Origin of the sequence: Mesorhizobium sp. WSM4308 (genome assembly GCF_002294905.1) — a bacterium.
Classification (GTDB): Bacteria; Pseudomonadota; Alphaproteobacteria; order Rhizobiales; family Rhizobiaceae; genus Mesorhizobium.
The window spans coordinates 1-11536 of sequence record NZ_NSFW01000040.1; the positions used below are offsets into that span (position 1 = coordinate 1).

At 60.7% G+C, this 11536-nt stretch carries 8 protein-coding genes and 7 pseudogenes; 8 read left to right on the forward strand and 7 right to left on the reverse strand.

Going from position 1 to position 11536, the window contains the following annotated elements; translation table 11 throughout:
* Window positions 1-205 (forward strand): annotated as a pseudogene (locus tag CK227_RS37945) (hypothetical protein); the annotation flags it as partial.
* A 147-nt stretch (window positions 206-352) separates the two neighbouring features.
* Here CK227_RS37945 and CK227_RS35910 read toward each other — a convergent pair.
* A complete protein-coding gene (locus tag CK227_RS35910) occupies window positions 353-628 on the reverse strand; it encodes a hypothetical protein (protein WP_063169403.1) in 276 nt (91 codons plus the stop codon).
* A gap of 697 nt (window positions 629-1325) precedes the next feature.
* On the opposite strand from CK227_RS35910, the gene CK227_RS35915 reads away from it, so the two are divergent.
* A complete protein-coding gene (locus CK227_RS35915; RefSeq protein ID WP_063169404.1) occupies window positions 1326-1742 on the forward strand; it encodes a hypothetical protein in 417 nt (138 codons plus the stop codon).
* A 238-nt stretch (window positions 1743-1980) separates the two neighbouring features.
* On the opposite strand, the gene CK227_RS38050 is transcribed toward CK227_RS35915, so the two are convergent.
* From CK227_RS38050 to CK227_RS35930, 3 genes and pseudogenes are all read right to left on the reverse strand, one after another.
* A complete protein-coding gene (locus CK227_RS38050; RefSeq protein WP_244514239.1) occupies window positions 1981-2472 on the reverse strand; it encodes a cytochrome c in 492 nt (163 codons plus the stop codon).
* A 41-nt stretch (window positions 2473-2513) separates the two neighbouring features.
* The gene (locus CK227_RS37730) at window positions 2514-2747 is read right to left on the reverse strand and encodes a hypothetical protein (protein WP_127312611.1); all 234 of its coding nucleotides are present in this window, start codon (window positions 2745-2747) and stop codon (window positions 2514-2516) included.
* A gap of 9 nt (window positions 2748-2756) precedes the next feature.
* A pseudogene (locus tag CK227_RS35930) lies at window positions 2757-3036 on the reverse strand (DUF411 domain-containing protein); the annotation flags it as partial.
* An 801-nt stretch (window positions 3037-3837) separates the two neighbouring features.
* On the opposite strand from CK227_RS35930, the pseudogene CK227_RS37735 reads away from it, so the two are divergent.
* The 4 genes and pseudogenes from CK227_RS37735 to CK227_RS35950 form a co-directional block, all read left to right on the forward strand.
* Window positions 3838-4042 (forward strand): annotated as a pseudogene (locus CK227_RS37735) (isopenicillin N synthase family oxygenase); the annotation flags it as partial.
* 8 nt (window positions 4043-4050) lie between these two features.
* Window positions 4051-4320: pseudogene (locus tag CK227_RS35940) on the forward strand (pyridoxal-phosphate dependent enzyme); the annotation flags it as partial.
* A gap of 278 nt (window positions 4321-4598) precedes the next feature.
* Window positions 4599-4762 (forward strand): annotated as a pseudogene (locus CK227_RS35945) (thioredoxin domain-containing protein); the annotation flags it as partial.
* 41 nt (window positions 4763-4803) lie between these two features.
* A complete protein-coding gene (locus CK227_RS35950) occupies window positions 4804-6258 on the forward strand; it encodes a glutamate synthase subunit beta (RefSeq protein ID WP_063169408.1) in 1455 nt (484 codons plus the stop codon).
* Window positions 6259-6327: 69 nt separating this feature from the next.
* On the opposite strand, the pseudogene CK227_RS37740 reads toward CK227_RS35950, so the two are convergent.
* From CK227_RS37740 to CK227_RS37745, 3 genes and pseudogenes are all read right to left on the reverse strand, one after another.
* Window positions 6328-6522: pseudogene (locus CK227_RS37740) on the reverse strand (DUF459 domain-containing protein); the annotation flags it as partial.
* A gap of 1181 nt (window positions 6523-7703) precedes the next feature.
* The gene (locus CK227_RS38055) at window positions 7704-8012 is read right to left on the reverse strand and encodes a helix-turn-helix domain-containing protein (protein ID WP_236473435.1); all 309 of its coding nucleotides are present in this window, start codon (window positions 8010-8012) and stop codon (window positions 7704-7706) included.
* A 157-nt stretch (window positions 8013-8169) separates the two neighbouring features.
* Window positions 8170-8616: an extracellular solute-binding protein gene (locus CK227_RS37745; RefSeq protein ID WP_236383562.1), complete on the reverse strand. Its 447-nt coding sequence runs from the start codon at window positions 8614-8616 to the stop codon at window positions 8170-8172.
* Window positions 8617-9673: 1057 nt separating this feature from the next.
* Between CK227_RS37745 and CK227_RS35970 the strand changes: the two are divergent.
* Together CK227_RS35970 and CK227_RS35975 are read left to right on the forward strand one after the other, a co-directional pair.
* Window positions 9674-9895, forward strand: a pseudogene (locus tag CK227_RS35970) (insulinase family protein); the annotation flags it as partial.
* A 57-nt stretch (window positions 9896-9952) separates the two neighbouring features.
* Window positions 9953-11011: a class I SAM-dependent methyltransferase gene (locus CK227_RS35975; RefSeq protein ID WP_024504268.1), complete on the forward strand. Its 1059-nt coding sequence runs from the start codon at window positions 9953-9955 to the stop codon at window positions 11009-11011.
* Window positions 11012-11536 lie beyond the last annotated feature (525 nt).

An 11536-nucleotide genomic window follows, 5' to 3' on the forward strand; every position in this document is an offset into this window, starting at 1 on the left:
ATGGTTGACCACGCTTTTCAAAGATCGTGAACTACATCTCCTCGTTGTGCTCGACGCACTCCGGACAAGTAACCTCATGGGCGCGGCATGCAGGATTAACCGAGCCCAGCCGGTCATGAGTGCGGCCTTGCCGGGTCGGGCGATAGGCAGTCATGCCCTGCCCTTCCTGCGGGTCAAGCACTCCGAAAAAACATTTCCCCCATAAATGCTAGATCTTCCGTTGCCTTTTCGCGTCACAGGCCGTCAAACGCCCGGCCGTTCACAACAGTGATCCGGCAAGTGTTTGGCTGCGCGAGACGATGCTGCAGGGAGTCGTCCTGCATGGCACTTCGCTATGATGCTGCGGTGCCGTCTAACGGCGCCTCGTGCTTGAACGCACTGAACGGCCACCGCGATCAAAATCGATGGTTCGAGGACCGTTGATCATCACCCCGCCAGCCTCGATCTTGTTTGCCGCCACGAGAGCGACACAGAGACTGCTGGTGAAGATGCCCGCCTGCCCGCTATGTTCCGGATGGTTGACCATCCCGGATGGACCCATCGAGGGTGTCAAGGCGAGCATGAGCACAGGCGCGAACAGTTCACGGGCAGGCGCGACGGTGGCCGCAAAGCAACGTCGCGCCAGCATGCGATCTCAGCAGGATCGGCACCATCCTGTCAGGGAGCAATGCGAGTGGCTGGCTTAGCCGCTGCGACGCTGCCCGGCATCGCGTTCAATTGATCTGGCGCCTTAAATGCAGGAAGGCTTCGCGGCCGGTACGAGGCGCATCCCTCCTCCGAAGCAGCACGCCCAAGTATCATCACAAGCCCCGAGCGCCCGCGTTCGGCGATGTCCAATTTCCGACAATGTCGGAATACAGTCAGATCTGCTGGATTGACTTTAAATGGTTTTCTCATTTGGCACAGCGCATGCTGGTTATCCGGAAACACGTGACCGACCAACAAGAAGTCGCATGACACAACCGAAGCCATCCATGTCTGACGGGCTGCCCAGGATACCTACTGCGACCGCGCTTGCCCGGTGACGACCGCTCCGGCTCCGCCCGTTACCGACGAGGCAAAGTGACGGATTTCCTGCGTTTCAACGACATGGAGGTGGTTGTCATTCCCGCTGGGGGACAGACTCGGCCTGTTCAAGGCATTGCGCGAAGGCGGCAAGATGACGGCCACCCGTGCGCGAACTCAAGGAGCGCAGCCTGTATCGTGTATCAGGCAAATAGGCCGTCGGTCAGTGACCTTGACACAGGGGACATGCGCAAGGTCCTGAAGTTTGATGCAGCGATAGAAGGGTGCCAATGACAACAATAGCTTACAGGAACGGAACCATGGCTGGCGACGGCCGAGCCTTGGGTTTTGACTCAGTATCCGTCGGTGAGAAAACGAAGGTGTTTCGCTTATGCGACGGCACACTCATCGGCGTTTCCTCTTCGTCCTTGGGTATTCCAAAGGCCGTTCGAGACTGGGTTGAGAAGGGCATGGATGTTTCTGATATTCCTGTGCCGCGCAACGACGACAATTTTGAATTTGAGGCGCTGATAGTGCGCAAAAATGGGGAAGCCGTATTGTTGGACGGCAATTGGCTGCCAAGTGATCCCGTGAAAGGTGAATATTATGCCATCGGGAGCGGCAAGCAGTATGCTTTGGCCGCGCTGGTTTTGGGCAAGTCAGCTAAGGAAAGCGTCGAAGTTGCCGCGAAACTCGACGTTTGGACTGGTGGCACAGTCACTGCCATAACTCACTAAACCCGCCTTTCGGCGGGAGTGTGACAGTGCGAGCGTGGAAGTAGGGCGCCACCCCGGGGCACGTCGAGCCCTGTCATGTGAGCTGGTCCATAAGCGCGCGAAAGCGTCCAGTTGTGGCCAAAAGCACGATTTGCGACAGAACCGGCCCGCTTCTATGAGTATGGGCCGCTTTTTGCGGCCAGCGTGCTTGCCATCCTGCCGCCAGTGGCCGTCGCCTTCTTCTTCCAAGGTTACCTCGTCATGAAGTAGAGCACCACGATCTTGTCGGAGAGATCGGAAGGCGGACGGCCCTTCCGTCCGCGTCGGCCAGTTCGAAAGGCGGCGCGGCCTGCTCGTCGATCGCCTGGAAGAACCTCTCCGCGCTGTCCCTCATCTTGTCGAGATCGGCGCCCGGATGGTGGGCCAGCGCGGAGGTCCCGAGGATCAGCGCCAGAAATTGAATCGCAAGCGACGGTTTCGCTTTCATGGACAATGCATTCCGGTTGGGGGCGTTCGAGGGCTCCGCGGCTAGGATTGGTCTCACTGTGTCTGCTCCCGCTCCCGGCGGCTCATCTGCCTGATAGGCGCGTTCCCGCTCGGGCCATGTGCTTTTGATGAAGGCCAGAACGGCCCGGATCTCCTCGTCGGTGAGGACATTCCCGAAGCCCGGCATGTCGCTCTGGTAGCCGCCGCCGACGACCGCGGCCGGTCCCGGCGCCGGCATGCGTCCCGAAGGCAGCGGGCTTTCCAATCGCGCTGACCTTCGCCTGGCTAAAACCGTCTTGCCTAGCGCTATCGCCGCGGCCGGGGCGCGGCCATCCGGTTGGCGAGCCAAGGCAATGTCCAGACCAATCCGAGGCCTGCCGCGGCCACGCATCGATAAGAGGACCGACGCCCTTCTCCTTTGCCGCCGCTGGAGAACAGGTATTTGATCAGCGCGGCCGTCCCGAGGACGAGCACGACGACGACAAGCAGCCACACCAGGCCCGTGCCGAACATCATCATGCCGCTCATGCATTCCATCATCGAAGCCTCCTATTCCGTGGCGTAGATGCCGCCGGTCGCGTCAGACTTTCGGATTTCGAGAATCTCGAAGGGCGCTTCCTTCGTGCCACTCATGCCGGGGGAGCCCATCGGCATGCCGGGCAGCGTCATGCCCTTTGATGTCGGGCCGCTCGGTCAAGAGCTTGTTGACCGTGCCGACCGGCACATGGCCGCTCACCACATAGCCGTCGATGAACGAGAGAAGGCAGCCATCGGCTTCCGGCGGAATGCCCTCTTCGCGGCTCATGGCGAAAAGGTCGTGAGTCGGCCTTGACGGTGATTCCTGGAAGGCCGATTCCAAGGCGAGCTGGCTTGAAGGCCGCGGTCCGGATGGTCGACTAGGCAGCTTGGTTCCACGATCGCAATGCTTGATCGCTTCATTGCAGGCCATGGGCTCTCGCCCCCTCCTTTTGCCACACGAGGCGCCAGCTCACGTGTTGTTGTTGGCGTGCGCCCCGGCAACCGCTTTCACCAGCCGCTCCAGCGATCCCGCGCGCTCCAGCTCCGCAAAGAATGATGCGGCGTGACGCTACCCAGCCGGTGCTTCTCGGCCTTCCAATTAAACTGTCTCGACGAAAGAGCCGTCTCCGTTGCTCCGGTCTCGGTGTTGAGTTCTCTAAGGCTGCGCCACACCTTGGTCCCCACGCCGGCAAATGATCTCACTATGCAGCCCGTGCTCGCACGCTCTCAAACTAATTACCGCTGCTGCAACACGCCGCCTGGCGGCCTGCACCGAAAAGCCGACAGGGGTGCATCTGAATAGCCGTGAACCCAGGTCTCAAAGACCATCCGGCGCGACGAGCGGACGCACCGCACGTGTGACACCCGCCTTGTGGGGCAGGGTTGCCTTTCTCAATCCCGGCGTTGGTCGGCGTCCCAATGAGCAGCAAGCTATTATCGGCCGCCGAATCTTAGTGGCTTCGTCGAGAGCCTCAATCAACCAAGCGGCGAAAGCCCCGCTAGAGTCTCCGCCCGCCTGTCGCTATGAAGCAGTTGCAGCCAGCGCTGCTTCAGGCGCATGAACTCGCCCGATGCAATGATTTCCGTCGCCCTGGGTCTTTCGAAGGGCACTGTTTCTATTCCCTTCTTCTTCGGCGCGCGGCTTGATGCCGACATACGGTTTCTTGACCTGCCGCCTGAACTGGCTGCCGAAGCGGGTGCCCCGCCAGCGACCCCGACAATCCCCTGTTCCGCAACTGCTGAAGAGCCGACTGCGCTCGCATCCCGATATTGCGCAACGGCACTATGCCGACATTCTGGAGACCGCAGCCGCATGAGCCTCGAGATGTTCCGCCGACCGTCGACAAAGGCGTCCTCTCGCCTGCGTCCGCCATTTGTCAGTGCTCGATCTGATTGGGGAGACGCCGGTCGTCGAACTGAAGAGATTCGATACCGGCAGGTGTCGTCGCTTCGTCAAGATCGAAAGCCAGAATCCCGGCGGATCGATCAAGGATCGCATTGCGTTGTCGATGATCGTTAATGCCGAACAGCGTGGCACGCGCGGGGCGGTACAATCATCGAAGCGACCGCTGGCAACACAGGGCTCGGCCTGGCCATCTGGCGGCACGAAGCGCGTGATCGCGTGTCCAAAAGCTGACAGCGTCAGACAAATGTCAGGTTCATTACAACCAACATCTGGGCACTGACGAGGTTTTTCGAAGCAATGGGCGCTAACTGCGCGCTGAGCGCGTTGGCATGGCTTTTGAGACTGAGTGACTGTGACTGCACTCAATGGGGCAAGACGAGCGATGCGCTCCTCCCTGAACCCGTGTGCCGTCTCTGAGAGGAAACCAGCTCGTGCAGAAACCTTTGGAAATAGCTTTGGACCGCAACGTGGTATTGCAGATGGAGTCCCCGGCTCCTTCGATTAGAGTCGAGAACTGGCTGCATGGCGAGCCCCTCACGAGCTTTGAGCCCGGCAAGTGTACATAGTCGAATTTTGGGCAACTTGGTGCGGCCCATGTGTGGACGGGATGCCCCATCTGATCCAGCTGCAGGGCGTCGCCAGGCGCACCATCTGGACAGCAGGAACTGGACTATGGGCAAGGTAACAGGCTTTCTCGAAATCGACCGGCAGGTGCACAAGTACCAGCCGGCCTCCGACCGCATCCGGCATTTCCGCGAATTCACGCTGCCGATGTCCGACAAAGAGGTCGAGAAACAGGCCGCGCGCTGCATGGATTGCGGCATTCCGTTCTGCCATGGGCCGACGGGCTGCCCGATCCACAACCAGATCCCGGACTGGAACGACCTCGTCTACAATGGCGACTGGGACAATGCGATCCGCAACCTGCATTCGACCAACAATTTCCCGGAGTTCACCGGCCGCATCTGCCCCGCACCTTGCGAGGAAGCCTGCACGCTGAACCTCGAGGACATCCCCGTCGCCATCAAGACGGTCGAGCAGGCGATCGCCGACAAGGCTTACGAGACCGGCCATATCAGGCCCTATCCGCCGGAGAAGAAGACCGGCAAGCGCGTCGCCGTCATCGGCTCCGGCCCGGCCGGCATGTCGGCTGCCCAGCAGCTCGGCCGCGCCGGCCACGACGTCCATGTCTATGAGCGCGAGAGCCGGCCCGGCGGGTTGATGCGTTACGGCATTCCCGACTTCAAGATCGAGAAGCACTATATCGACCGGCGCATCGAGCAGATGCAGGGCGAGGGCGTCACCTTCCATTGCGGCGTCAATGTCGGCGTCGACAAGCCGGTTGCCGAGCTGCTCGCCGAACATGACGCCGTGCTTTATTGCGGCGGTTCCGAAACGCCGCGCGCGGCCGGCATTCCCGGCGACGATCTCGGCGGCGTGCATGACGCGATGCCCTATCTGGTGCAGCAGAACAGGCGTGTCGGCGGCGAACCGATCCAGTCGGTGGCGTGGCCGTCGCATCCGATCCTCGCCGGCGGCCAGCATGTCGTCGTCGTCGGCGGCGGCGACACTGCCTCCGACTGCGTCGGCACCGCCTTCCGCCAGGGCGCGGTGCGCGTCACCCAGCTCGACATCCGGCCGCAGCCGCCGGAAAAGGAAGACAAGCTGTCGGTCTGGCCATACTGGGCGACCAAGATGCGCACGTCATCCTCGCAGGCCGAAGGCGCCGAGCGCGAATTCCAGGTGGCGACGCTTGAATTCATCGGCGAAAACGGCCAGCTGACCGGGGTCAAATGCTGCGAAGTCGACGAAAAGCGCAAGCCGATCGCCGGCACCGAATTCGTCATCCGCGCCGATCTCGCGTTCATCGCCATCGGCTTTGCCGGGCCAGCCGCTCGCGGGCCGGTGTCGGAACTGGCCGGCCAGATGAAGATCGCCATTGACAGCCGCCGCTCGAAGAATGTCGAGGCCAATGACCGGGACTACAGGACCAGCGTCGAAAAGCTCTATGCGGCGGGCGACGTGCGGCGCGGCCAGTCGCTGGTCGTCTGGGCGATCCGCGAGGGCCGCCAGGCGGCGCGCGCCATCGATGAGGCGCTGATGGGATCGAGCGTGCTGCCGCGCTGAGTCCGTCTCGAGACCCTACTTGTGCGGCCACCTGAAGGCGCTTTCCGCCCTTCCGCTGCCCCGGGCAGCTTACGGACTGATCGCCGTGGTCGTTTCGGTTGTGGCCCCGGCCGCAGGCTGCCGCCTTGGCGGCCAAGAAAAATCGTCGGCGCGGCCGGGCGCAGCAGCGGGCGCCTTGCCCTCGACGACGAATTTTTCACCGGGCCCGTCCGGCTTGGCCGGCGCTGCGGCACCGAGAAGTTCCGAACCGCCGTCGAGTGCCGGTGATTGCGAGTCGGCGTCGGTAGCCGGGTCGGCGGCCTCAGTCTTTTCCTTCGAGGGTGGACTACGTTACTGGCCAGTACCGGCAACGCATCGAAGGAACTTTACAATCATAAAGGTACGTCACTGGTCTCGCGGCTCACCTATGACGATCTAGACGCGCATTCGAGTCCACAATCCGACTGGCATTTTCGTAAAGGCCTCCTCGGTGCGGGCGGCATCAGGGAGGATTTTCTCATGACGAGGACTTCTTACGGAAATGGGGGGCTACTCAAACACATTCAGTGATCAGCGCGGGGGCGGCGTCAGCTATTTCACCGCCGATCTTGGATATAATTTCTTGAACTCACCGCGCTACCGCATCGGTGCTTTTGTTGGCAACAATTTCTGGCACGAGAGCTACGATGCTTTCGGTTGCACGCAGCAGGCGACCAACTGGGGAACCTGTGTGCCAACCGTCCCACCTACGTCAACCTCTCAGCCAGGACAACGATTGGCATTCGCTGCGACTCGGCTTGGCCGGGCAGACGCAACTCACCGAGCGACTCAGCCTTTCTGGTGACGTGGCGTTCCTCTTCACGCGGCTCGACGGCAAAGAGCAGCACCACATGCGCCCAAGATCAAGCTAATTCCCGAAGACGGCGATGGGCATGGCGTCCAGCTCGAGGCGGTGTTGCGGCCGTGGCGAATAACGGCACCGCTCATTTCGAAGAGGCAATGGGCGGTCGTGGTTCCCCGCAGGCCGACGATTGGAAGGCAAAGCGCTACGGCGTTTTCGTGCAGGCTAGCATCAAGTTCAACTGAGAGAGCAAGAACCGAGGAGAGCGGCGATGCCACTCCAGCTCATTACGATCATTGGATCAACAGAAGGAAGTTTTCCGAAGAGTTTTGCAAGCGTGCGCAAAGTCGCCAGACAAAGTTCTCTCGGTCCATAGTGTACGTGCCGTCACGCCCGTTCTCGACATGGTTGAATGATACGTCCCGCGCGATCGATCAAAGTCGTTTTTCATTGGTTTTCCGGAAATCGCGGGGAGCACAGCGTGCTGTGACCCTCGCCTGCTGGTTTTCTGTCAACGCGCAGATGAGGGAGAATGAGCGTACAGCAAAAATCATCAGTGCTGTCGCTTTCGCCAAAGCCCGCCGCAGCTAAACGGGGTCCCACGCCCGGTAGCGCCCCCTGCCGGTCACCTCACGGATGCCGAGTTCGGCACCAGCCCGAGCGCAGCGCGCTGGCTAATTTTCAGCTCGGCCGCGACCAGACCTGCCGACACCAGCGGCCGCGCCAGCACCAGCTCGATCAGCGCCGGCAGGCTCGAGTTTTTGCGCCGGTTCCTGAGCCGGCGCTCCATCTGGCTTTTGGCCAGCGCCTGGATGATTGCAAGGCTGAAACAGTCGATGGAACGCCCCTCCAGCGAAGCCGAACCGGACGAGGCGCGCGCGCCAGGTCCTTCGGCTGCCATCGGCACGCTGGGTTTAAGTGCTTGGGGTGACACGGCGTGATCTCCGCCGTTGGCGGGAACAGGGCAGTGCAATAGTACTGCCCTGTTCCTTTTGATCAGAGGCCAGTGCGGATTTCTTCGGCAAGCGCCCTCAACGTCGTCTCGACGTCATCGCCGTTTACCATCTTCTGCATCGCCACGGCCCATGCGTTCATGGCTTCGCCGAAGCCGACACGCGGTGTGAAAGCCAGCGCGGCTTGGTCCTGTATCTTTTTGAAGCTGTCAACGAAGTTGTTGAACTCGGGCTGCGAAGCGTACTTAGTCCAGGTGTCGTCTGCCAGGTCGACGTGCGCGGCGGATTGACGAGCTGGCCAGCAAGGGCACCCTTGAGCGCCACCTGCTTGGAGGTGGCCCACGGGATGAACAGCCAGGCCGTGCCCTTCTTTTCGGAAGCCGCGTTCATGGCGAGAGCCCAGATCCAGATGTCAGACTCCAAGCTCGTGGCGCTCGGTGCGTGCAGCGGCGGAGCGAAGGCGATCTTGCCGGATGCCGGCTTCCCCGCAACATCGTTCCAGAAGCCGAACATATTTGAGTCGATCGTCATCGCGCTGCGGCCGGACGCGAAGGAAGGAGCCGCGCACTTCTTGATCATGTCCACGTAATGTAGTCGTATCCAGCATCGGTAAGCTTCCAATCGCTCAGGTATTTGTCCAGCGGCTCCAGGGCGCCACTCGGAGCGAGGTCCTACGCGGGCTGAATGCCAGTGCCGAACACATCCCATGCTGGCGACTTCGTCGTCAGTTGGATCGTCATCTTGTTCCAGTAAGAATCGTCTGGGTAGAGTTCCGGCGTGACCTTGATGCCGGGTCAGCTTCTCGAACTCCGGAAATTGCGCAGCGAGAGCATCCGCATAGGGGTGGATGTCGTAGGCCCAAGTTATGCTGGTCCCTTCGAATTGACGCCAGTTCACGGTGTCGGCAGCGGCCGAATTAGTGAGCGATGCCGAGACGGCAAAAAACGCCAAGTCAAAAGCAAGCTGTTTGCGAAGCGACGCGCACCTGTAACGAGTACGGGGAATGAGCGACCCATGTAATCCTCCCTGGGGCATTTTGCCAATTTTTGGGTCCACTCCTCCATCCCGAGTTCGCTCATAGCCACAATAAGCGGTTTCCAACGAGCTCGCTCTGAATGCACCAGGCCAACTGGGTAAAAACGGGTAACCGGCACTAAAAGGCGTTGTAGTATCGCCACCAGAAATACTGCTCCGTGGTGCTGGCCTTTGCCTGGGGGCGCAACACGGCAACTACCCGCTCAAAACGGTTGGTCCTCTACCTCTTATTCACCGTCGCTTTCCTCGCGGCCTAACCCGGCCGGAATATCCGTTGCCAGAAAAAGGCCTCGCGGCCGGTTCGAGGCTCATCCCTCCTCCGAAGCAGCACGCTCAAGTATCGTCACAAGCCCCGAGCGCTTCGCGTTCGGCGATGTCCAAATTCCGACAATGTCGGATACAGTCAGATCTACTGGATTGCGTTTGAATGGTTTTCTCATTTGGCACAGTACATGCGGGTCATCCGCAAAACACGTGACCGACCAACAAGAGTTCGCATGATCACCTTACCACAACATACAGCCGCCGCGGAACAATCACTTGGCCCCTGATCGCCCACCCCGGCACCACAACCGGAGTCATCGATGTTCTGACAGGCTGCCCAAGGATACCTGCTGCAACAGGGCTTGCCCTGGTGACGACCACTCCGGCTCCGCCGGTTACCGACGAGGGCAAAGTGACGGATTTCCTGCTTTTCAACGGCATGGAGGTGGCTGTCATTCCCGACCACCGCGCCGGTCGTCACCCATATGGTCTGGTGCAGGATCGGCAGCGCGGAATGAGCCGCCGGGGATATCTGCATGTCTTCGAGCATCTGATGCTCAAGGCGCCTCATGACGAGCACGGCTCCGTCGCCTGGAGAGATTGAACCCAAAGGGAGATTCAGATGTCTGAAGCGAATCAGGAAAAGTTGGACGCATTCTTGGGGAAAATGGTCGGCGATCTCGGTGCGATCGCAACGGGCGCGGGAGTCCTGCTGGGGGACAGACTCGGCCTGTTCAAGGCATTGCGCGAAGGCGGCAAGATGACGGCCGCCGAACTTTCGACACGCACCGGCACCCAGGAACGCCTCGTAAGGGAATGGCTTTCCGGGCAGGCGGCGGCGGGTTACGTCGACTACGATGAAGCGAGCGACAAATTCTATCTCAACGCCGAGCAAGAGCTGGTGTTCGCTGATGAAGACAGCCCGGCCTTCATGGCAGGCGCATTCGAGTTCCTGTCCGCGCTGTGGCTCGATGAAGAAAAGGTGAGGCAGGCATTCCAGTCCGGCAAGGGCGTCGGGTGGCACGATCATAGCGCGTGTCTGTTTCGCGGTACGGAACGGTTCTTCCGTCCAGGCTACAATGCCAATCTGATCGACTCCTGGCTGCCGGCCTTGGAGGGCGTCGTCGAGAAGCTCGAACGCGGCGTGGACGTCGCGGATGTTGGATGCGGTCATGGTGCATCGACCGTGCTCATGGCACAGGCCTTCCCCAATTCGCGCTTCGTCGGCTTCGACTATCATGCCCCTTCGATTGAGCGCGCCCGCAAGGCGGCCGAGGTAGCCGGCGTCGGCGTTAACACGCGGTTCGACGTGGCGGCCGCCAAGAGCTATCCCGGAACCTATGACCTCGTCACATTCTTCGATTGCCTTCACGACATGGGCGACCCGACGGGCGCCGCCACCCATGTCCACGGATCGCTCAAGCCGGACGGCACGTGGATGATCGTCGAGCCGTTCGCGCATGATCATCTGGCGGCGAACCTCAATCCCGTCGGCCGCGTTTACTATGCCGCTTCCACTTTCGTGTGCACGCCCGCATCCGTGTCGCAGGAAGTCGGGCTCGCGCTTGGAGCCCAGGCCGGTGAGGCGAGGCTGCGCAAGGTTGTGACCGGCGGCGGCTTCAAGCGATTGCGTCGCGCCGCGGAGACACCGTTCAACATGGTGCTGGAGGCCCGCCCTTAGCGTGGCCGTCGCCAGAAATTGCAGCTCATCGCATTTGATGAAGATCACCGCCAAAAATCCGGACGCATCGGGCACATTTTCAAGGCGTCTGGGTTCACGCAGAGGTCGCTGCCGAGTTGTGTGCCAAGAGTCCCATACGTTGCGGCTCAGAAAGGACCCCACGCACGGCGACGAACATGCCCATAGCGATGGCCGCTATAATCACATATGTCCACCATGGCGCGTTCACAAAGCTGGTAAGCCACGTCGCACCGAACGCGCTTACGACAAAAACGAGAGCCTCGATAAAAAGACTGAGCCTGTACACATTCAGTCGTCTCATCCTCATACCACCCATCCAAAGACTGAGCTTGTTGCGCTACTGCGACAGAGCCTAACATATTGGAGAGTGCTCACTAGTCGACCGTGAACAATCCGAGCCCTAAGCGGCGACCGGCTTCGGCCGGATTTGAAGCAGGGCAATCAAGAGCGACAAAAACCCCTTCAGCCACCTGAGCAGGAGGGAGAAGTTGTAGCCGGCGGCGG

Coding starts and splice junctions, on each gene's coding strand:
- CK227_RS35950 (WP_063169408.1), top strand. CDS start 4,804: ATGGGCAAGGTAACAGGCTTTCTCGAAATCGACCGGCAGGTGCACAAG.
- CK227_RS37730 (WP_127312611.1), bottom strand. CDS start 2,747: ATGATGGAATGCATGAGCGGCATGATGATGTTCGGCACGGGCCTGGTG.
- CK227_RS35915 (WP_063169404.1), top strand. CDS start 1,326: ATGGCTGGCGACGGCCGAGCCTTGGGTTTTGACTCAGTATCCGTCGGT.
- CK227_RS35910 (WP_063169403.1), bottom strand. CDS start 628: ATGCTGGCGCGACGTTGCTTTGCGGCCACCGTCGCGCCTGCCCGTGAA.
- CK227_RS35975 (WP_024504268.1), top strand. CDS start 9,953: ATGTCTGAAGCGAATCAGGAAAAGTTGGACGCATTCTTGGGGAAAATG.